This window comes from Novosphingobium resinovorum (assembly GCF_001742225.1).
GTDB classification, from domain to species: Bacteria; Pseudomonadota; Alphaproteobacteria; order Sphingomonadales; family Sphingomonadaceae; genus Novosphingobium; species Novosphingobium resinovorum_A.
The window spans coordinates 1,412,829-1,434,190 of record NZ_CP017075.1 but is presented as its reverse complement, the minus strand read 5'-3'; the positions used below and the strand labels follow the sequence as shown (position 1 = coordinate 1,434,190).

At 59.7% G+C, this 21,362-nt stretch carries 20 protein-coding genes; 8 read left to right on the top strand and 12 right to left on the bottom strand.

All coding sequences use genetic code 11. The features are described from left to right. Nucleotides 1-327 precede the first annotated feature (327 nt). Both BES08_RS06605 and BES08_RS06600 read right to left on the bottom strand, forming a co-directional pair. On the bottom strand, nt 328-1,743 hold the full coding sequence (locus tag BES08_RS06605; protein ID WP_069709177.1) for an argonaute/piwi family protein: 1,416 nt from the start codon (nt 1,741-1,743) through the stop codon (nt 328-330). Continuing rightward, nucleotides 1,740-3,614 carry an SIR2 family protein gene (locus BES08_RS06600; protein WP_197524430.1) on the bottom strand — a complete coding sequence of 625 codons (1,875 nt, stop codon included), beginning with the start codon at nt 3,612-3,614 and terminating at the stop codon, nt 1,740-1,742. The genes BES08_RS06605 and BES08_RS06600 overlap by 4 nt, the downstream gene beginning before the upstream one ends. A 35-nt stretch (nt 3,615-3,649) precedes the next feature. On the opposite strand from BES08_RS06600, the gene BES08_RS06595 reads away from it, so the two are divergent. Next, nucleotides 3,650-3,889: a hypothetical protein gene (locus tag BES08_RS06595; RefSeq protein ID WP_069707908.1), complete on the top strand. Its 240-nt coding sequence runs from the start codon at nt 3,650-3,652 to the stop codon at nt 3,887-3,889. An 8-nt stretch (nt 3,890-3,897) separates the two neighbouring features. Here BES08_RS06595 and BES08_RS06590 read toward each other — a convergent pair whose 3' ends face one another. The 3 genes from BES08_RS06590 to BES08_RS31695 form a co-directional block, all read right to left on the bottom strand. Beyond that, on the bottom strand, nt 3,898-5,802 hold the full coding sequence (locus BES08_RS06590; protein ID WP_069707907.1) for a UvrD-helicase domain-containing protein: 1,905 nt from the start codon (nt 5,800-5,802) through the stop codon (nt 3,898-3,900). Between the two features lie 2 nt (nt 5,803-5,804). Continuing rightward, the gene (locus BES08_RS06585) at nt 5,805-7,787 is read right to left on the bottom strand and encodes an ATP-dependent nuclease (RefSeq protein WP_231958186.1); all 1,983 of its coding nucleotides are present in this window, start codon (nt 7,785-7,787) and stop codon (nt 5,805-5,807) included. Nucleotides 7,788-7,983: 196 nt separating this feature from the next. Further along, nucleotides 7,984-8,439 (bottom strand): hypothetical protein, encoded by a 456-nt coding sequence (locus BES08_RS31695; protein WP_083274613.1) that lies wholly within the window; start codon nt 8,437-8,439, stop codon nt 7,984-7,986. 123 nt (nt 8,440-8,562) lie between these two features. Between BES08_RS31695 and BES08_RS33910 the strand changes: the two genes are divergently transcribed. Further along, nucleotides 8,563-10,098: a gamma-glutamylcyclotransferase family protein gene (locus tag BES08_RS33910; RefSeq protein ID WP_069709176.1), complete on the top strand. Its 1,536-nt coding sequence runs from the start codon at nt 8,563-8,565 to the stop codon at nt 10,096-10,098. Nucleotides 10,099-10,365: 267 nt separating this feature from the next. Here the strand turns inward: BES08_RS33910 and BES08_RS31690 are convergent, their stop codons facing one another. The 5 genes from BES08_RS31690 to BES08_RS06560 all read right to left on the bottom strand — a co-directional run bounded on the left by BES08_RS31690 (nt 10,366) and on the right by BES08_RS06560 (nt 13,996). Continuing rightward, a complete protein-coding gene (locus tag BES08_RS31690) occupies nt 10,366-10,785 on the bottom strand; it encodes a GIY-YIG nuclease family protein (RefSeq protein ID WP_083274612.1) in 420 nt (139 codons plus the stop codon). A 54-nt stretch (nt 10,786-10,839) separates the two neighbouring features. Continuing rightward, a complete protein-coding gene (locus tag BES08_RS06575; protein WP_069709175.1) occupies nt 10,840-11,385 on the bottom strand; it encodes a hypothetical protein in 546 nt (181 codons plus the stop codon). 78 nt (nt 11,386-11,463) lie between these two features. Continuing rightward, on the bottom strand, nt 11,464-12,327 hold the full coding sequence (locus BES08_RS06570; protein ID WP_069707905.1) for a 3'-5' exonuclease family protein: 864 nt from the start codon (nt 12,325-12,327) through the stop codon (nt 11,464-11,466). Between the two features lie 312 nt (nt 12,328-12,639). Next, entirely contained in the window at nt 12,640-13,299 is a 660-nt protein-coding gene (locus BES08_RS06565) for a hypothetical protein (RefSeq protein WP_069707904.1), read from the bottom strand. 46 nt (nt 13,300-13,345) lie between these two features. Continuing rightward, nucleotides 13,346-13,996: a hypothetical protein gene (locus BES08_RS06560; RefSeq protein WP_069707903.1), complete on the bottom strand. Its 651-nt coding sequence runs from the start codon at nt 13,994-13,996 to the stop codon at nt 13,346-13,348. Between the two features lie 584 nt (nt 13,997-14,580). On the opposite strand from BES08_RS06560, the gene BES08_RS06555 reads away from it, so the two are divergent. The 6 genes from BES08_RS06555 (at nt 14,581) to BES08_RS06535 (ending at nt 19,122) form a co-directional block, all read left to right on the top strand. Then, nucleotides 14,581-14,931 carry a hypothetical protein gene (locus tag BES08_RS06555; RefSeq protein WP_156799792.1) on the top strand — a complete coding sequence of 117 codons (351 nt, stop codon included), beginning with the start codon at nt 14,581-14,583 and terminating at the stop codon, nt 14,929-14,931. Between the two features lie 9 nt (nt 14,932-14,940). Next, the gene (locus BES08_RS06550) at nt 14,941-15,603 is read left to right on the top strand and encodes a hypothetical protein (protein WP_069707901.1); all 663 of its coding nucleotides are present in this window, start codon (nt 14,941-14,943) and stop codon (nt 15,601-15,603) included. 58 nt (nt 15,604-15,661) lie between these two features. Further along, a complete protein-coding gene (locus tag BES08_RS06545; RefSeq protein WP_069709174.1) occupies nt 15,662-16,204 on the top strand; it encodes an AAA family ATPase in 543 nt (180 codons plus the stop codon). Between the two features lie 80 nt (nt 16,205-16,284). Then, nucleotides 16,285-16,440: a hypothetical protein gene (locus BES08_RS32735; RefSeq protein ID WP_156799791.1), complete on the top strand. Its 156-nt coding sequence runs from the start codon at nt 16,285-16,287 to the stop codon at nt 16,438-16,440. A 218-nt stretch (nt 16,441-16,658) separates the two neighbouring features. Then, on the top strand, nt 16,659-17,324 hold the full coding sequence (locus tag BES08_RS06540; protein ID WP_069707900.1) for a hypothetical protein: 666 nt from the start codon (nt 16,659-16,661) through the stop codon (nt 17,322-17,324). 424 nt (nt 17,325-17,748) lie between these two features. Next, nucleotides 17,749-19,122, top strand: a complete 1,374-nt coding sequence (locus BES08_RS06535; RefSeq protein WP_197524429.1) for a hypothetical protein — start codon at nt 17,749-17,751, stop codon at nt 19,120-19,122. A 448-nt stretch (nt 19,123-19,570) separates the two neighbouring features. On the opposite strand, the gene BES08_RS06530 is transcribed toward BES08_RS06535, so the two are convergent. Together BES08_RS06530 and BES08_RS06525 are read right to left on the bottom strand one after the other, a co-directional pair. Beyond that, on the bottom strand, nt 19,571-20,221 hold the full coding sequence (locus BES08_RS06530) for a DUF4276 family protein (protein ID WP_069707898.1): 651 nt from the start codon (nt 20,219-20,221) through the stop codon (nt 19,571-19,573). Further along, the gene (locus BES08_RS06525; protein WP_069707897.1) at nt 20,218-21,318 is read right to left on the bottom strand and encodes an AAA family ATPase; all 1,101 of its coding nucleotides are present in this window, start codon (nt 21,316-21,318) and stop codon (nt 20,218-20,220) included. Before BES08_RS06525 ends, BES08_RS06530 begins: the two co-directional genes overlap by 4 nt. Between the last annotated feature and the right edge of the window lie 44 nt (nt 21,319-21,362).

Genomic DNA, 21,362 nt, shown 5'->3' with positions numbered 1-21,362 from the left:
CTTTGCCTCCCACTGGCCAGAGAAGACCAGCCGACCAACATTGGGACTTTTCGGAATGTCGGCTTCGGAGCGGCTCATTGTAGTAAGCCGCCGTTCCCGGCTGCAGTCAGTGAGCACTTGTCAGAGGCGAGCGCAGGGACCTTTGCGACATTCGGCTTCGGAACGCTAAAGCGTCGATCTTTAACGCAAAAAAATTTAACAAGCGTCCGATCCGTCGCCGGAAACATTTGAGCAAGTCGGCTCGCACAGGCGAGAGCCAAGTTTGTCTTAGTTCAAACACCAAAATGTCCAAGAATTTGGCTTTGACGAAAGGGGATTTACGTCCATTCACATGAAAAATCGGAACTGGTAAGTGCCCTTGCCGAGCCCCGGCATCCGCTTGATCACCTGTGCTAAGGTCTTTGCGTAGCTCATCGTCACCGGAAGTGGATCATAGAGCCCGTCATTGTTCCAGTTCATTTTCGACAGCGCCAGGGCCGCCTTCGCGGTATCGTCCCATGTTCCATGCCCGGCATGTCGGACCAGTCGCAACGGTCGCGGTGTACCTTTGCCACCTTGAAAATAGGGGCGGCGCCCGAAACCATCGACTGCCCCGTGCATCCAGAGCAAAGCGTCTTTGCCGCTGAGCCCGAGCAAGGTTCCGCGTTTCACCGGATACCCATCCGCTTGTGATATCTCCGGATCGTTACGGTCCTGTTCCCATCGCACGCCCTGCCAGCCATTGTCCTCGACGATCTGGATGAGATCGACCGACTCGATATGTTTCAGCGCTTCGAAGCAGCCTTCTATTTCGGCTTCCTTGAACTCGGTCGATTTGTGGATCATCACACGTGTCGGCAGTCTGCCGCCATGGCGCCGGCGATAAAGGTCCAGCGAACGGGTGATGACCCGAAACATCTCGGTATGCGAGAGAAACGGGTTCTCCCGCTGTACGTTCACATCGCCGGTGTCATAGGCGATGAATTCCAGTCCAGCACCGTCGGCGTCGAAGACCTGGCTGCAACAGGTTACGAAGCGGGCAAGCTCCGATTCTGCGGGCCGGAGCGCATAGGAGATACCAATATAGGCAGTGTCCGGCTCCACATCGGCCAGTTTCCAAGGAACGCCGCCAGCCTTGGCGTAGAGCGCCAGGCCGATCCGCCACATGACGCTGGCCCGGCATCGATAGGATAGTGCGCTGTCTTCGCGCACAATCTGAATGGGCAGCTGCCGCGCGGCGGTGAAGGCTTTGAGCTGGTGATGCAGATCGAAATCATCGGCTCCGTAGAAGCCGGGAGACCAGCGTTCAGGAAGATAAATGAACAGCACGTCAAAATCCGCGCGGTTGGCGTCGAGCAACTGGATTGAACGGATGAGCCGTTCGGCAAGCAGCAGACCCGATGCAGGGCAATCCTTCAACTCTCCGTCCAGTTGGGCATCGAGTTCCCGCCGACAATGGCTTGCAGCTGGTGCGAGGTGCGTCTGGAAGACGCTGTTGAAACTGGCCCAGTCCGGAAGATAGTCGGTTCGCTCCTGCGGTCTCGCAGGCTGGTTGAGTTCCCTTAGGAACTCGAAGAGACGCTGCGATTCCCCGGAAGGCGCAAGCGTCGCCACGCGGATGGGGGACGGGGTGAACATGCTCGAATAGGGTCCGAAACGGGCCAGTCCCCGCAGAGGATGGATGTCTCGATCGCTCGGCCGGTCCGGATGGAACAGCAGATTGGGCTCCGGCAGCCGGACATAATGTTGCAGCTGGCTGGTCATGGCTTGGCTGCCCATGAGAAAGCCGACTGGCGATCGACATCGAAGGCGGCGTCCAGCCCATCGCCGATCGCAAGGGCACGCAGATTTTGGCCAGCGAATCTGCGCGACCAATAATTGATCAGTTTGTCGAGCATTTGATTATAGCGGCGTGCGGTCCGCTCCCGCGCGAAATCGGCCGTGATTGCTTTGGTCTCCTCGCTGCCGCCATCAAAAACGATCCTGGGCTCCAGCAGCAGCCAGAGCTGATCGCTGGCCCAGTCCAATCGCAGGCCGATACCTTCACGCCAGGTGATATCACGCTTGCGGGGGACGCTGCCGACGATCGGGCCGCCGATCACATCGCGCAGATCCTGCCAGGCTGGGTCGCCGGGCATTCGCGGCGCCAATATATCGGCGGAGCCTCTGGCGCGAGCCTCCATGTCATGGGTCCGCGCAATGGCGGCGACAAGCGCCCGGCGCAGCAATCCCCGCTCCTGTGAATCATAGCGCAGACGGCGATCCTCGAAGGTGGCGATGCCGAACTCTGTAATGCTAAAAGGGGCGAAGACCCGCCGGAACTCATCATCACTCCCGAAGCCGAGGACTCCCGCGCGCGTCCGGGCAACGATGATCTTCCCTTCGGCTGCTTCGACGGCTTCGCGCACATCCTTGCCGCCGCCGATCTCGCAGACGATCTTACGGCAATTCACCGGACGCGTCACACGCACTGCGTTCATGCGCAGGACCGGCCAGGATTTTTTGCCCAAAGGTGTGGGAGCAACTGAGAAGCGTCGCCGCTCTTGGCCTTCCGCTCGAAGGAGGGATGTGTCGATACCCGGCAACAGTCGCAGCAGATCGATCATCGCCTCGTCGAAATTCTCAATCCGGACAATCCCGGCTTCAAGGCCGGCGGCTCTGGCTCTCCTAATCAACTGGCTGACCCGCTCGAACGGCGCCGCCTCGCCGCGATGCATCCAGAACAGACCGTTGGGATAGGCGCCGGGTTCGCCAACCGCCTCTTCCAGCGCATCCATTACAGAGGAGTCGCGGCCACTATAGCCGGCAACGATAAGACCGAAGCGACGGCACGCATCGACGAGCTGTCTGCGGAATTGTGCATCTTGATGGCGCAACTCCTCGCTCGTATTCTTCAGGCGCCGCGACCGGAAATCGCCGTGCAGCTTGATCTCGATGGGCCATTGCTGCTCGGAAATGAACTCTCCCGCGAGAAGCGTTCCGTCGAGCGATGCCATGTTCAATGCCGCCGTCGTATCGAAGGTGCGCGCGCAGGCATCGGCGAGAAGATGGTCGAAATTGGTCGTCCACACGATGTTGCAATGAGTGGCGCGAAGAAGAGCGGCCAGCGCCAGATGCCCCTGGGTCGGCTTCATCCCCCGGATCATATGGTCGATATAAGTCCGCCTGTCCTGTTCTTGCGGGTAGGTGGCCTCGAACAGCGCCGAATATTCGTCGGGCGCGCCAGGTTGGGGCAACGTATCGGATTCGGCCAGAAAAGCATCGAGGGTTGCGAGTATTGCCGGTGAAGAAAGATCGGCGACGGACTGAGGAGAGACCTTGCGCTGGGTGATGTACAGTTCCCGTTTGAACCGGCAGATCATATCCCAGGCTGTCAGGATCCCGGCAGACGCTGAAACACCAGCACCCAGGAGCCACATCAACTTCGCCGACCGCATCGAAAAGCGCCGCGCGAAATCATCCATCGCTATTTCGATACTATCATCGTACTCACTCATCTGTGCGATGATTAACCGGTCGCTGGATGTACGCCAGAGGGTTTTCTCGCTCTCTGGCGTAAAACCGGGGGAACGCTCATTGCATCGCGATTTTGTTCGATCTATGTTCTTGCCTTGCGAATTGGCGCAAGAGAGCATGAACGGCATCTCCTGGATGGCCGAGCGGAGGGTCGATGACCGCGATTATCTATCTGTCGCCAACGGCCGACATCCCTGCCGAGCGCCATGTGGCCGTGGTCGTGCATCGCGGCATTGGCGGCATGGAGCAGGGCTACTTCTTTGACAGTGCCAAAGGCGATACCGGCGGCTCGGCAGGCTTCGACTGGCGCATGTCCGAAGCGATCGAGCGGGCCAAGCGTTTCGCGGCAGAGCAAGGTATCGACAAGGTCATCGTTCGCGCGGCGCGTGCCTGAAGCTTTGGTCAGGCAATCTGGTGGGTCTGGATGCCTGCTGACCGGAGCAAATTGTAAAGCGTAGCGATCTTGCTTCGATTGCCCCGGTGCGCCGTGTAGGTGAACAGGACGCGCTGCTTGGCGCGCGTGAAGGCGACGAAAAATCCCGCCGTGGCCTCGATCTGGTCCTTGTCGAAACTCCACCATGCCCCATCGTCGAGCCCGACGAAGATCACGCTGTGATACTCGAGACCCTTGCTCTTGTGGATCGTCATCAAGGGAATGGCGTGGAGCCCTTCATAGGCATCGAGCGCTGTTTCCCAGTCCACGCCGTTGCCAGCGGATATGTGCAGATGCTCCGCCGCTGCGTCGATCACCTTGTCCAGCCATCCGCCCTGCCGGTAGGCGGGGTAAGCCGCGACGATGCGGTCGCGCCCTATCCAGTTTATGATCCCGTCGATCGTGGATCGGACGTTTGGCTTGCCGACGGGAGGACTGGTGTGCGCCGCAAGCAAATCGAGTGCGAAACGATCGAGATCACTGGCAAGACGCGCCTGAGCTGCCTCATCATCCGGCGCGATGCCCCGCAAAATACCGAGCCTGCCCTGGCATAAAGTCCAGTACCGACCGCTGGCCTGACACACCGCAAGCCGCAGGATGGCGACGAGCAGTTCGGAAACTTCCTCGGCGAGCAGTTCCTGAAGCATGACGTGCCCGACCATCCGGGCCTCGTTGCGAAGCGGAATCCCCCGGGCTGCGAAGGCCGGTTCTAGTACGGCCGCATAGTCTCCCGCTTTCTGCCGGACGAGCAGAACGAAATCGCGAGGCGAAAGATCATGGCTTTTCATCTCTGCCGCGACAAAGGCGGCGAGGTGCGTCGCTTCGGCTTGCACCGACGAGAAGTCCCAGATCGCACAGCTTTCGCCGGTGATCGAGCCAGCCGCCATGGCAACGGGCTTGGCCGACTTCGTGTCAAGCGCCTGTGCCAGCACATGCTGGATGCGCACCAGGTCGGGGGAGGAACGGTAATTGTTGTAGAGGGGCGTTCGCGTCGCGCCGAAATCGGCTTCGAAGGCCGCGAACGGCGCATCCATCGCCATGGCCCAGCGCATGATCTGCTGCTTGTTGTCGCCGACCGCCGTGATGACGGTGGCTGTGCCCATGAAGATGGTCTGAACCAGATCATATTGGATCTGGGTCGTGTCCTGAAACTCGTCCATGAACAGATGCGAGTAGGTCAGCCGCAAGGCGTCGCGCGCCATCGGATTGACGCGAAGCAGCAGTTCGGCGAGCCGACCGATCATCGGGAAGGAAAGGTGGCTCGTGGCCGAGCCGTGCAGGGACGATTGCCAATATTGGTCGGCCGCCCATTGTCCTGGTGTGGGATTGCGCCAACCGGCGACCGGCAGACGTGATCCGACGAGATGCCGCCGTTCGAAGGATTTGACGGCGATAGCCTGAAGATCGGCATAAGTGCCGATACTGGCAGGCGGTGAACCGAGTTGATTCTGGAGAAAGTCGCGAAAATCTCGCTCGCCGGGGAAGACGATTTCATAATCGGGCGTGGGCCGCCAGTGCGTCGGGAGGGCCTGACCAAAGCGATCGATCAAGCCCTTGGCGAAAGCGTCGAATGTCATGGAATCGAGGCGACCTGCATGATCGCGATGGCAGCGCTGGGCGACCCGTGCCGTTAGATTGACGGCGGCATCGCGCTTGAAGCTGATCGCCAGGATGCGGCGCGGGCGAGGCGCGGTGCCGGTCTGGAGCAGATAGGCGGCCCGCTGCGCCAGCAGTTCGGTCTTGCCGGCACCGGGGCCGGCGATGACGGAGCGATTTTCGCTGGATCGCACGACATTGAGCGCGTTCGCTTCGAGTGCGGCGACGCCGATAGGCTGCCATTGATCGGGGCGAACGCGCCGAGACAGGACCGCCATAGTCAGTCCCGCCGCAGCGATTTGGCGACATGCTCGAGCAGCGCCTTGAGCACCGGCGGCATGCTGGCGATCAGCTCCTTCCGCTTGATATGAACCAGGGCGGCCAAGTGGGTCGCCGGCTTGCTCTGCGTCAGAAAGTGGTAGCGATAGGCCGGGAAAAAATCCTCATAACCCGCATAGGGCCCGGTCCAGACAGTCAGGCCCGGGCCGGCCGTGCCCAGCACCGCCTCGGCAGCTTTGTCGTTTGCCATCCGTGGCCCGCCACCTGCCGGGATCACCGCCTCATAGGCCGCAGGAAAGGCTTTGAGCATCGCCATGTCGAGGTCGAGCGGCGATGAGAAATAGACGCCGTATTTCTGCAGGAAATTCAGCCATCCCGGAAGATGCTGGACCTCCGACCATTCATGCATCTTAGCGAATTCAGCATCTGAGAGCATCCCATTGGTCGTTTCGAGCAGTTTGCTCTTTTGCTCGCCCCGTTCGATCAGTTTTTCTATCGCCGTCTTGATTCGGCCGAAGCCGCCGCCCTTGCGGCCAAGGTCGAGGTCGAGCAGGGTTGCATAAGGAATACCGAGTTGGGTGAGCAGCCGCCAGAAATGCTGTACATGACGACCGCCCAGCGGCACGATCGCGACGAAGGCCGGATCGACCAGCAGATCGAGCGCTTCGGCCAGCTTGGGCAGCACGATGCGTTCCGAATCTCCTTCGACGAGAACCACAAAACGCGCGAAATAGAGTTCGGGATAGGCGAGCAGCGCGCCGCGGACGAACTTGGTTTCCTCGCTCGCGCCTTTGGGCAGCTTGATGGATTTGACCGACGATATGCGCGTTTTCGGTTCACAGCGGCAATAGCGCACTTCGCGGGGATCGACCCGGCTCAGCACCGCCGGGGAATGGCTGGTGATGAGCGCCTGCGCTCCGCTATCTTCCGTCAGGGAGCGGATCTGCCGGACAATCCGCGCCAAGAAGTAAGGCGAGAGATGGTTTTCCGGTTCTTCCAGTGCAAACAACGTCAGGGCCGGGATGCGCATCGTGTCATCACGGAACCCGTCGACCGTTCCAGCGACCACGGCGCGTTCGAGGTCGAAGACCGCTGCCGCGAGCGCGAAGTAGAACAGCGATTGCTGCCCGTCGCTGAGCGCGTCGAGCCCACGTTCGTGGCCATCCGGTCCCTGTTCGAAGACGACCGCAATCCGGCTTACCACCTCCTCGAAGCGCCGGCTGACCAGGCTGAGTCGCGGCTTGGTATCGACCACATCATCGTGAAGCCCCGCCCAGCGTTCCTGCAGGGCCTTACCGATCGAGGCGATCGCGGCTTCGCCCTCGAAGGCTTCAGTCAGTGTGTCGCTCGCCTCGGTGACCGCTTCCTCTGTGTCGGACGACCATTCGATCGCGCGGAGCAAGCGCGCCGCCAGCGCTCCTGCTGTTGCCCGGATCTGTGCCGCCGCGTCGCGGCTTGCGGGTGTGTAATAGAGCTGGATCAAACCCCGATCGGCCGCCGATACCGGATGGCGCTTGTCGGCGGGCGGGTCGGCGTCAAGCGTCTCGACCCAGAACAACTCCTGTGACACTTCGCCTTCGACCGTGCCGTCATCTTCCCATCGGGCTTCAAGGCGAAGCCGGCAGACCGGGTCATCGCCCGCCCGCGCAATATGCATGCGTCGGAAGGCAGGCGCGATGGTCTCCGGCGTCGCGGTGCCATCGCTCAGTTCCGGCAGGCCGATCAGCACGTCGATGAAGAGGTTCTTGGGGTCCCGATCATCGGGATCATCCTCGGCGCCAAGATGAAAGTCAGAGCGCTGCACTGTGCGCTGTGTGCGGGTGACGCCGAATAGCTTGGACAAGGCTTGCAGCAGCGCGGTCTTGCCCGAGGCATTGGGACCAACCACGGCGGTAATATCTGCCGCGATATCAATCACAAGCGGATCAGGGCCGAAGCAGCGGAAACCCGAGACGGTGACAGTATCAACCAGCAAACGAGACATCCTCTTAGTTTCATCGCAACGCACCAATGTAGAGCGTGCAGTTGAAAGGGCTATGACTTCCAGCTCAAGTGGCGGCAATCGACAATTTCCGAACCGCGACGAAGGGGCGGGAGTCCAAAAGGAAACGTAGGCAGCTATGGCTCACCGTCGGGAGCCATAGGCAGCGATGTTATCCGCGTTGAAAAACAACGAGGTTTCACGGGGCAGCTTGCTGCTGCTTTTTTGCGACCATCAGCCGGCAAGCAAGCTCTCTTTCCCCCCAGCGTGTAGAGAAGGCTTCTGAAACTTCGAACCAACTTCCATCACTACCGGCGCCGTGATGCACACCCATGCACGAGCATTGGCATTCATGCCCCTGGGCATTCTGGCAAGAGGGTGAGCAGATCTCTTGTTCGCGAAATGGCTGGATGACATAAATGCGACCGTATTTTATTAGAGCGCGGTTCACGAAATCGTTGAACCAAGCTTTCGGTATTTCCCAGAATTTTCGCGACGCGATCCAGATCGGGGTGGTGCGGCGCATGTTCTGCAGCCATCGCCGGTTGTCCTGGTCAAACGGCAAACGGACACGGAGAAGTTCCCCTTTCCCGGTGCGCCTCAGGATGACGGGGATATCCTCCTGATTCCAGATGGCTTGGATTGATCGTTCCATTTGCGATACATATAGCAGTTTTGATTGCCTGCGCGAATGCTAGAAGTGATGAAATTGGATGAATTTCTGTGCTTGCGCACACACACGTAGATGGTGCAGCCACAGCACTACAAAGGGCAGACCATGCTGAAAGCTACCGAAGCGGAAATTGAAACTGTCCGGGAATATTTTGAGTGGCAGGCGCCTGATCTTCAGGTCGTGTTCCTTCAGAAGGTCTATTCCGAAGCCGTCCTGAACACCCGCCATGACGTGTGGGACATTCATACCAACAAAGACCGCTGGTGGGTTATCACGGGCGGCACGAACCTCTACTCCCAGGCGCAGTTTCCTAACATGGATCTCGCGCTCACCTTCCATATTGGTCTGATGCTCCGCATTCCTCGAACCGAGGAACAGCAGGAAAATGACCTTCGCGTCCTGCCGTTCAAGCCGGTGCTCGAGAAGATGGAGGATGTCGGCGCCGCGATGACACAAGCGCACAATCTTGCGGATTATCAGGCCGTCGGCGTGCGGTGTCGCGAAACCTTGCTTGCGTTAATTGGGGCTGCGCAGGACGCCGCGGTCTGGACCGATGCACCACCGCAACGCGCAAATTTCCGCGCGTGGACCGACATCATCTTTAACGATCTTCTGCCGAGCGAGTCGAATAAGGAACGTCGGGGCGCGATCAAGCAGATGCTCGAATCCGCCTGGACCTTCACCAACTGGCTGACTCACGCCAAGTCCGCGACATGGCTCGACGCGGACATGGCGCACGCGTTGACGCAGCAGGCTGTGCAAATGGCAATGACGCAGATCCTGCGCGCGCTGCGCGGTGTCCCCGAGGCGTGCCCGCAATGCGGGTCACCATACTTGGAACCCGAGCATGGCGAGAATAGCTCCGCACCCGGCGTCTTGTGGGAGCGGCCGGCTTGTACCGAGTGCGACTGGACCGGCCGGCCCGTCCCGGTCCTCGACACCGAGGCCGGACGGCCGATCATCATGCGGGAAGGCGAGCAGACCCACGAGCATAGCATCATGACCGTGCCGTTGCGCATGATCGCGAAGCCTGGCGATCCAGTGGTTGCGCCGCTGCAGGATATGGAGACCGGGCCACCAGAGCATGTCGTATATTTCGCTTACGGATCCAACATGTCGACCGTCCGACTGCGCGAGCGGATGCCAAGCTGCGAGCCGCTCGGCATTGCGACCCTCCCGGGCCATGCTCTGCGATTCCACAAACGCAGCAAGGACAAGTCGGGCAAGTGCAACGCGTTCGCCACGAATGACGACCAGAGCGTGGTGGGTGTCCTGTTCAGCTTCGATCCCGCCGAGCGCGCGAGGCTCGACCGGGCCGAGGGAGTCGGCAACGGCTATGAGCATGCGACCGTCACAGTCATCAACGACGAAGGCCGGCGCCGCAAGGTGCTGACTTATCTTGCCAGCCCGGACGCGATTGACGACGCTCTCAAGCCCTATGGCTGGTACAAGGACTTCGTGCTGTCCGGATGCGCCGAGCACGGGCTCCCGGCTGACTATATCGCGGCCTACGTCCAAGCTGTCGAGGCGACGGCAGACGCCGACACGGTGCGCGATGCGAGAGAACGGGCGAAGCTCGGTGCCGCCGTCTCATCGGGGTCCGGGCCGCATGGCCTTCCGGTAGCAACGCCTTCGGACTGACGGAGGACGGACGTGGTTTCCAGCACTGCGCTTGTCGTTCGACCCGCCACGAACGCCCTTCACCCCAGCGCCTCGCGACCAGGCAGCTTTGACTGAGACTTTATTCATCGCAACTATCGGCGCAACCACAGGACATAGGCAGGCGATGGTGGGCGGCACAATTTGGAAACGATATGCCCTGTGGCTAGCGTAAAGCAGACCGACCGCATCTCGGGACGAGAAACCGGCGGTTGTACGACGACAAAGGGTCGAGAATTGCGGTCTGCGCTAAGCCGGTTCATTTCGTTTCCGGCACAACATCACGGAAGCAGGATCGTATGTCATCCCAGCCAATGTGCCATCCCCGATGCGGCCGACTATCTCATCAATAATATGCAGTGGCACCATGAACCATTCGCGCGGGCGGACCAGCTTGCCAAAGCGGTCGGGTATTTTGGCATCGAATCGCACGCTGTCGAGGACGCGGTGGATCAGCGCTTCCAGGCGTGGACGGTTGATGTCGTATAACTTGTATGTGGCAACCACATCCACGCCCGCAAGGAGATACGTGGCGTCATCGGCAGCCCCCGCTATGCGGGCCTCAACTGAGCTGCCGGTGATGCCGATCTTGTGGATCAGCTCGCGATGCGCGGCGATGGTCGGGTGGGTCGACCTGCTGCGTAGGACGTAGAGTGTGCCTGTCGCCAGGTGGCGCTTCGCCGGCGGTCAAGCATGCTACCCTCATGACCGCCGGTGACAGGATCAGCCCGCCGCGCGGGCCAGAAACTCCTCGCGCGGGATCGCATTTGCGAGGGGCTGGCCGGCCGGTACGATGATCGAACCCGGAAGCTCGACGTCGCGTCCGTCCTCCGCCGCCTCGCGCCAGCGCCGCATGGCACGCTCGGTGCCGCGGCGGATCTTGCTCGCGGGCGGCAGCGCACCTGCGGTCAGCAGGTGGTGCGGGCCGATGAACCAGCGATGGCGGATGCTTAGCAGTTCGACGGGCGCATCGTCGCTGGCAGCATAGAGGCGCAGGTTCGGCGCCCATTCCACCATCGGCGCCTGACGTACGACCATCGACACGCCGATGGGGCCGCCCGAGATCGACCGATCGAAATCGACGTGGATCACATCACGTCCCATCTCTTCGGCGATGCCGGCAAGATGGATCGCCTCGATCATGTCGCGCTTGCCGCCAGACGCGAACGCTACTGTATGTTGCATCGGCGCAAACCAAGGATAGCGCATGATGTCGCGTAGCGCCAAGGTCCAGGCTTGCATGGTCTGTGCGGCTTGTTGAACGCTCATATTGATCTCCTTGCGCAGGCCATCGGCCTGCTCGTTGTTTTTCCGCCCCTTTCTGCAGAGGCACATTCTTTGCTGGTTTCAGTCGGCCAGGTGCGGCGCGAGCGCTGCGAGCTTGTCGGCCTCACGCGCGAAGGCATCGCGCAGGGCGTGCTCGCCGTGCTCGATCCAGGTGGACGCGTAATGTCGGTGTCCGAGATGGTCGGCGACGAACTTCGACAGGCGACGGGTGCCTTCGAGCATGGATGCGCCAGCACCGCCGAGGTGCTTCCATGCCATCAGGATGGCTGTGAGTGTTAAGCAGTCGCCCTCTGCAACCGACTTCACATCGCTCCATTTGCCACGCGTCATGAGCCTTGAAACGAGGTCAGGCCGGCAGGTCAGCTTGCACGGAATATTCAGTTTGGCGGCCACTTCGGCCATATGCGGCCTCGCCGCACCACCGGAGATTTCAGACATCAGGTCGATGTGTCCGGAGCGGCTCCGTTGCCAAGGCGACAACAGACCAGACAAGCTGTCCGGCATCGTCAGCCCGGCGGCCATCGCCGCCAGCATGATCGGTGGCATATCAGCGGCGAAACCGCCCCATGTAACTAGCCTTGCCGGGCCGAGTTGCTGCATATCGGTCAGGAAAGCGGCGATGATCTGGCCCTCATCCTGCTCCGGTCGACCACGCGTCTCCATGCGTTCCGGCACCAGCCCATCCGAAGTGTCGCGAAGGATAAGCCAACTCATCGCCGTGATGCGTTGGCACGGCCAGCGAGGGTGGACGCGTGGATCCTCTCGTGCGTCACGCGGGTGCAGCGCGACCTTGTCGTCGTCAGTAAACCGCTCGGCGGCCAGGTAGCGGTCGTGAACGTCGAGATCGTATTCGCTTTCGGTATCGAGCACGACGAAGGGCAACCGCGCGTCGGCGACGCGCGGCGGGAATGAGTCGATGAACATGAATACCTCGATGGTGCGGGTCAGCGGACCCGTGGTGGGAAGATGGTCGGTGGGGGGAGCAGTCTTTCGATCAGCGGTCCAGATCGCGAAGCGCCGATTGAGCGGGATGCTGACAATCGTCGACGTCCCCGAAACCTTGGACCCAGCGTCGCCATCCCGCGATCGCCTCCTCGATTAGCAGTGCCGTAGTCTTGGCTGGCGGTGGCAGCAGATGGATCAGCGGCGTCGACGTGCATCAGCCATCTGGACGTCCGGGTCCCCGGGACGACATGGCGCATCGTACCGGGAGCATTGAAAATCGTCGGTCGAAGGTTAGCCGTCGTCGGAAATCGGCATCGTCGCGCGCCATGTCTCCAACGCATGCACTGCCTGCGCTGCGACGGGATCCACATCGAAGTCGGAAAATTGCCTCGCCCAAGCCAGCCAGCCCGCAACGGCTTCGCCGATCAATTGCGGCATCGCGATCGCGGCATCCGGCAGCAGCGACAAGGGCACCGTCGAGTGACAATCCGCAACCTGCACACCGGCATCGCAGATGCAGGGCACAGGCATCGCGCGGGCCTGGCGCAGATACCAAGTGTCGGCTGCCGGAAGTTCTCGCCAGCGTCCGGCAGTATCGCCCGCCGCCGCCAACAGGACAGGATGCCGTTCCGGATCGGCGAGCGCCGCCAAACGCCGGGATGCCGGCCACCATTTGTCCCAGGTGATGATCGCGGCCTGTTCGTCTATCCTGGCGTCCAGCCAGTCCAGCAGATCGGTGGCCGTATCGCCCGGCTGGAGATACGTGGCATCGGCTTCGATGCTGAAGCCGCCGACGTCATCTGGCCTAACCAACAGCAGACCGATGCCGGCAACTATCCTGCTGTCCGGGCGGTGGAGCATGCCGAAGCAGCATCCCGCGGTCCGCAAGCTAATGGCGATGCTATGGGGCGCGAAGCCCCGGTCCTGAATCGAGAGATCGATCAATTCCATGGTAATATCCTTTGATAGGGCTGCGCCCGCAGGCGCGGCGGGCGTGTCAACCAGCGATGGGAGTGAGATTGCGCTCATGCGCGCGGGTGGAGGCGCGATCGGTATCGCGCAGCCAATGGACCAGGTGGCGGTGCAGGACCCTTGCCAGTTCGCGCCCCAGCCGGCTCTTGCGTTCGATCGCGGCGACGGTCATGCGCCACGTCGCGATCGCGTCGATCTCGGCATCCACGATAATCTGGTCCATGTCGCCCTTGACCCAGGCCGCGAAGCGCTCGGCTGCCGGCGTCGAGCCGCAGGCGATCTCGGCATAGGCGCAGGCTTTCTGCAGAGAGATGAAACCCGTCATATCCTGGACCTGCAGGCGGATAATGGGCTGGCTGCCTCTCCCTGCGAGGTTGCGGATACCCGAAGAATAGGCAGCATCCGGCAACTGGCTCAGCGCTTTGACGACCCGTTTGGGCCAATAGGTCGAAAGGGTTGCTTGATCGTCGCCGGTTCGCTCGTCGATCCACGCCAGAAGCTCTTGCGGGGGGTGATGGGGGCGCAAGATGAAGGTTGAAAGGTCAAAGCTGACCTTTCTGGCCACGACTTTCACGGTCAGCGCAGCAGCGCCGACCGCAATGTCGCCATCAGCTGTCGAATGACCGGCATTGATGGTGACAGGCGTAAATGCGGTGATTGTATGCGATGGAAGCATGGACGTCTTCTCCGAGGGCGCACGACCTCATGCCGCCTTGAGTGACGGTGTGGTGATCATGTGCATGGCTGGATTGCCTGTGGGACCGGCTGGTGAGTGAAGGCTGGAAGCAGCGCAGGCTTGCGCCTGTTCTTTTTTCCTTCTCCCAAAACCTTCAATTTCACTGCCGTTCAGCAAACCCGCTAGCGGCGCCTTTTCCATGCTGCCGACAGGCTAAGGGCGCTCGATCCGAATTCGTTCGCTATCCGTTAATCTGCTGATTATAGGCTGTCGGTTGCACGGGAAGCGGTTCCCGAGCCAGGGCGTGGAAACCCTGTCACTGAAAGCCGGTCGAAAGACCGATCTGGTCGAAGAGCTCTTTGGCCGGGTGGCGGACGCGTATGTCCAAGCCACCCGCTAAAGGCGTTCGCGCCTGTTTCAGTTGCAGGTTTCCAACACCCGGCTCCAGGGGCCGGCATCCCGTTTCAACGGGATGCCGCCGGCTGGGCGTCATCCGCCGACAAGGGGACGGCCATGGCGTTTGGCTTTGCGAGGGATAGGCGATTGGATAGCCAATCATGGTCGGCCGGAAGGCTGACAAGGCAATGATCGTCCGCACGGTTCCGTTCGTTCCGAACTTCATTCTCGGCGGCATATATCTTTTCGTGCCAGGGCTGATCCTCACCCTGTTCCTGAACAGTGAGCCGCCCGGCGCCATCCTCGTCGCGCTTACGGCGCTTGCAGCGCTCATCAGGCCGCAGGCTAGTCCGATGCTCTTCTGCGTACTGTGTTCACTCAGGACGGTGCCATTTCTCATTGCAGGTGCGATCGCCGTCGGAATGCGGATTGGCCTTGCCCAGCACGGGTTGCCCGCGCTGGTCTTCTTCATCGCCATCGGCGCCGTGGCGCACGGGCGCATCCACTTCCTCCGCGCAAGCGGCCAGATTGACATCTAGGAGACCGACATGCTGCATATTCTCGCGCTGGCGCTTGCCACCGCGCCCGCCATCACCGCTGCCGAAGTCGGCGTGACCCGCGCCGCGTCTGTGACGGAACATAACAAGCCTGCCACCTTCGAATTGGCAGGTTTCCGGCTCGGCATGAGCGAAGCCGAGGTGGAAGGGGTCATGAAGTCGCGCGGCCTCAAGGTCAGGCGCGCGATCCGCGTCACCGGGTTTGAGGATCAGGTTCGGGGTCTCATCCGCGCGCGTGACGGCCGTGCGCCCGAGAAGGGGCAATCCGTGCTGGGCGAAGCCGAGTTCGACGACATGAAGGGCGGTCGAATCCTCCTGAAGCTGCTGGCTTGGCCCGACGCCGCTCGGATATCTACCATCACCTATCTCCCCCCGCGCGGAATGGATGCGCAGGAATGGCGCAGGCTCCTGTTCGAGAAATATGGGCCGGCCGCGGATAGCGGGGGTTCGATTGACAGTGAGGGGTTGCATGGCCGATGGTGCGGGCTCGCTTCGTGCTCGGGCGCTTTCACTGCATTTACGCTGTCGGCCGATGTCAGCCAGAACGGAGGCTCAATCCATCTCAAGCAGCCGGACGGAACGAACAGCCGCCGCGCCAAATTGATTGAAGCTGAGGGAGCGCGTCGCCAATCGCGGCAAGATCCTGCCTTCTGACCAGAACCGCGCCGAGGCGGCGGGTTCAGTCGGCGGAGTAAATAAACGGAAGGCCCCCTTGGCTGAGCACCTTCACGTAATAACCGGCGGGCCTGGATCAGGCAAAACCAGCTTGATCCAGGCCCTGAGTTCACAGGGTTTCCGGCATATGCCTGAAGCCGGACGAGCGATCATTCGGGACCAGGCAGAGATAGGCGGTGGCGCACTGCCTTGGGCAGATCGAGAGGCTTTTGCCGCCTTAATGCTGAACTGGGAGATGCGCTCTTATAATGAGGCGTTGGGCAGTCGCGATCCGGTCATATTCGATCGCGGCATTCCTGACGTCATTGGATATCTGCAACTAAGCGGATTGCCGGTGCCCGAACCGTTCTGGTGTGCGGTGAAGCAGCGGCGTTATGCGACGAAAGTTTTCATTACGCCGCCCTGGCCAGAAATCTTCGAGCAGGATGAAGAGCGCAAGCAGACGCTCGACGAGGCCGTGGCGACATACCATACCATGATAGACGTGTATTCCGGCCTCGGTTACAATCTGGTCGAGATTCCGCGGGTGCCTGTCGTCGAGCGCACACATTTCATCATCGATCGAATCTGTGAACAGTGATTCTGATCGGGTGCCCGACAGTGTTACAAAGCCGATTTGCTTATTGCGCCGGAGGGTAGCAACGCGGGGAAAGCGCGACAATGGCCCTAAAATTGGTCGCGTGCATCTTTTCTGCTGCAGCACTCTACCCGGATTTGGTAAAAAATCCTAAGAGGGAAAGGATGAGCCGCATCAGCGCCATCCTCAGCTTTTTCCCAGTCGGCATCACCGGCGGGATGAGTGCGGCGCATGACTGATCTCATCCGTCAAATCGTAGGACTGCTCCTGCAAGCGCTGCGGTCGATGTGCATCAGCCTGTTTGTCTTGCTGCTATCGATCATAGCCACGCATCGTCGGCCTCGCAGCAGGACGGACATGCGACGACACGCGTTCGTCAATCATCCGCCGTCCGCCTGGGCGGTGCCGTGAAGCCTCGTTGATCCGAACTCGACGTAGATCAACGAGGAAAGTTACCATGAACATGAATGAAAGCCAGCGCGGACTGGCAAGCGATGCTGCGTGCGCAGCACACGAGGGTGATGCAATGAATCCGCACGAAGCGGTCCATCATTGCGATGACGACCCGGCGGCGCCGTCGTTTACGATGGAGGCCAGTGCAATCCTGCTTCGTGCCGCGGAGCGGTGTGGCGAAGATCTCGCGCAGACCGCGCACGATGTTCGTTGCCTGCAAGCGGCCCGTGGAGGCAACGGCGCGACCAGTCAGACGGCCGCCCTCCATCTGGCGCACCATCGGCTGAAGGCTGTGGACCTGCAGAAAGCCCACGGGATGATTGAGAAGAATATCGCTCAGACAGAGGCTGCTCTGGCGCCTCTTGTGGCGCAAGCGCTCGAGAAGATGCTGGATCTCGAAGTCTATCGGGCAGATCTGGAGCGCTGCGAGATCGCGCTCGAACGGCGCGAGAACAACCGGTCGGTGTACAACGAGTTTCGCATTCTCGAACAGGCGCGGAGCGTCGTGGGAAGGCTGGCGCGGCTCGGCGTGCAGGAAGGCCATTGGTCCACCGTCACACGCCGCACGCTCGAGAAGATTGCGGCGATGATCTTGGCGGACAATGAAGCTGCGGGGTTTGGCTCGCCCGACAATCCGCGGATGGACTGGAAGCGTAACGAGGCCGAGTAATGGCGTCGGGAGGAGCGACTGTGTCGATCCAATGGACGCGGCGCAGCCGCTTCTCCCGCGTTAGCGCTTGGCGGCGTGAGCCGACAACCCCCTCGTCCGCAAGGCCGATCCATCGCTCCACCGGAGCGCAAATACAAAATCGGTGCCTGCACCATTTTGTAGGTATTGCGCCTCTTTCCCCGCTTTTCCATGCAAGCGACAAAAAAGGGGCATTTTTGTCGCGGGTGATTTTTGCTGGGTAATTGTCATCTTCTCTGACCGAACAGCGATTGTTCTGTGTCGGAATTTGCCTGGCATTTCATACTTCAGGATCACCATGCGTCAGCGTCTATGACCGTCTTCGTCAATACTTGGTGACGAAACCCTCCGATTAATCCGCTGCTGTCAGAAAGGAATATTTTCAATGTCAGATGAAGATGACAACATGGCCGTTCTTGTCGCCGGTGTAATGGCTGAAATCCTCGGCCTACGGCTGAGCGGTCGCGATCTGCTCGAGGAGCTTTCGCGCAGGATCGACGAAGGCAACAGAACCGCCAAGGACATCTTGCAAAATCCATGGAACACTTCTGAGCCTGCCGCACGGGCGGTCCCACGGATCCAAACCAAGCTCAATAACCTTCGTGGCATTCTTTCAGAAGTAGGGCCGGCATTCCTTGCGGCGTGGCTGGAGGAGAAGCAACTCAGTGATCAGCTCGACTTCCATCGACTGCGTGAACGAGGCAGGGCTGGCGCTGCCAGCGAGGATACACCAGCAGGACCGTTGGAGGTCGGGTATCAGCGAATTGTCGACATTCTCATAAAACACGCAGGCGTCACCAGCCGTGATGGCGAACGCGTATCGATCGACACCGTCGTTCGCGCCGGCCGCCTTATCAAGCGGCAGGCGGAAGTTCGTTGGTGTGACGAAATCGTATCATGGGAGGAACTGTCGCAGGCTCGGTTGCTCCTGCACGTATGTGTATTGCATGGCTGGTCCGCCGAGACGGGCGAACTTCGTGATTTCGATACGTCCGGCGTCCTATGGCACCATGACGCGGAGCAGGACACATGGCGCACCGAAATCGCCCCCAATCCTAATTTTAATTCGAGCACCTATCGGACAACTCTGCCTGTTGCGGTGAAGATCGATCCGCCCGGCATGCCCCGCGATTGGACGCCGGAAAGCAAGGCAGAGATGCACCCGGTCTTGTGGGACGCTCTTCCGCAGGACAGATTCTATCGCTCGTTCGTTCGCGAGTTGCAGGATGGTGAGAACCTCGCTTTCAACTGGTCCGGCGATTCGGGGGCCACGGTGCCGCGCTACCCGTCGCTGGAAGCGATGATCCGGTTTGATGGGCGCTTCAAGGCCGAGTTCCAGAGAGCGGAGAGGCGTTTCAGGGTGCTGGACGGATATCGCGCGGAGCAGGAGGACCTGACGCTCGAGGATCTGGCTCGGTCTCGCCACAAGAAAGCGCAGGAACTGCTGGAATTCTGCTATCCGGTCGCAAGCACCGTACTTTTCGACACCGACGCATGGGATAGCTGGCGGCCTTGGGGCACCCTGATGGCCGCCCTGAGAGGCTATCTTGAATGTTCGCCCGACGATCACGGCGCACCAGGCAGCCTCGTTTTCGCCTGGGCATACTTCCTCAAAGGGCGCCTAGCGGAAGCAGAGGAGAATCTTCCGCTTTTCGTGCGTGAGGCACTGTTTGACTGGATGCTGCTGCCGGTACCCTCGACGCGGACGCCGGCGGTACGAATTCTAATCCCGCGGAACAGCCTGAAGGCACCGACGGAATCGACAGAATCGGAGGTCTGAAACGAGGACCAAAATCGAGACTCTTGACCGTCGCACATAGCCGTCGCACAGTGGAGTTGCCACACTGGCTAAACCTGCAGGATACCTCGGTTTTTTGCTGATAAGGAAGTTGGTCGGGGAGACATGGAGCCTGCCGTCCGATCAAGCAATTGAATTACATAAATATATTGGATCACATTCTGTGTCAAAACCAAAGATTGCAACCAATTTTGGTTGGGTTGCAGCGACATAAAATGGTGCAGCTTGACAATGGGGCAGGGCGTTGTTTGCAGATGATGAGTTGGTATTTTGGTTGTGGATAACCTACAATTCGCTCTCTTTCATCGCCCCTTCATTCGACCACTTTGGCCGATTGCAGTGTGTCAGCTTTCGGTTTTGTGAGCATGAAAGCGGCTCCCCCAATTGCGACTGCATCTCCGACCCGCGACGATATCTACAGTCCAATCTCCTAAAGCGGGTTCAGTGCGTCCAGCTTACTGAGCCAACCATGAAAATGGGGACATGCGGCACGGATTGCGTCGAGACCAATCGTCGAGGCAATGAGCGGACCGTGGACGGTCTTCTGATAGCCCGCCATCGCGGCCATGATCCGCTTCGACGGCGCAGTATGGACGCTGTCGTTGATGTCTTCGGGCGCGTTGATCATCCGAGCATGGCGGAGCGGCGCCAGCACGTCGTCGTTATCAGTCCATTCGGCAAACGCGTCGATGTCGGTGAGCAGAAGCGCTTCAAATTCGTGGAGAACGATGTTCGGTATGAAATTGAGGTGACCAATCGCATCAGCAAAATGCTGTTCTATGTGAACCACTCTTGCTAGGTTTGTACCGTGACACGCTATACTAGCTTGTCCTGGGAAATCTTTAGGTAAAGCGTAAAAATCGAACAAAGTCGTGATGAAGGCGCCTGCATCTTGTTTGCACAATTTATCGATCTGCGGCTTCACCTTTGAATAAGTCGTGAGACCGCCTTTGTGTCCACGGCTCGTGCTTACAATGATCGGAGTGAGATAGATGCCGCGCGCGGCATAGGGCTGCACCATCAACTCGTTGATAAAGGCTTCTTCCGTTTGGCCTTCGACCAATACATAAACGCGCGTCATAAACCTGGACGCCCGCCAAGGATGTTTTTCTTCCAAAGGTCGCCGAGACTGTATTCCTCCATCCATTCTGACAACTTCTGAGGGTCAGGACGTGCGAAGGTCGATGCCCCAGCGCGCTTGTCAACGACAATAAGGTCTTCGAGGTCGAACTCGTTGACCAGCTCGACGGACTGGGTCGAAATAATCAGCTGGTTCTCGATCGCAGCCGACTTCATGAGCCCACCAAGTATCGTCACCGCAAAAGGATGGAGGCCAAGTTCCGGCTCGTCGATCAAGATCGCAGCCGGCATTAGCTCCTGAGGTTGAAGAAGTACGGTCGCGAGACACATAAAGCGGAGAGTGCCGTCGGATAGCGCGCTTGCTGTGAAGGGCACATCCTTTCCCAGCTCTGTCCACTCGAGTTGGATCTTCTCGGTATTAAATGGGCTTGGGCGAAGAAGGAAGTCACCAAAGAACGGAGCGACTAGCCGAATAGTCTTAATGATCCGGCCGTAATGCTCGGGATACGTTGTCCAGAGAAGAAGCAAGAAACCGGCAAGGTTTGATGCGTCATCGCGCAAAAACAGGTTGTCGCCGACATTATGAAGTTGTTTCACTAGGGCTGTGCTGCTGGTGTCATGAAAATGATAGACACGCCAGCTCCGCATGGCTGGCACGACATGTTCCCAAATCAGACCGTGCGCGCCGCGATCAGCGAATTTCGTTTCGAAGTGTCCTGATCCCGGGTGCCAATCCCCCTTCATATTCCACCAAAGTGCCTCGCGCGAAAACATGAGGCGGTTGTCGGCGGTCGGTTGTAGGTTAAAGAGGTAGCCGTTATTCCCGAAATAGAGTTCACCATCGACAGATCGTGTCAACTTGCGGCCATAATGCAGCATCGCGTCCGGCCCCCCCGCTTGCCCCACATAGTTCTGCAGATTGCGATTGAGGATGTTTTGGATCATCCGGAAGAAGCCGATGAAGTTCGACTTTCCGGCTCCATTGGCGCCAATAAGCACATTGAGGCTTCCCATCCGAAGCTCGACGCTCTCAATGGATTTGTAGCCCTTTACAACAATCTTGGAGATTTGTTTCCAACTGGTGACTGGCTTGACCATCGTGCAACCCTAGAATCTGGTATCTGCAGAACTTGCGGTTTAAC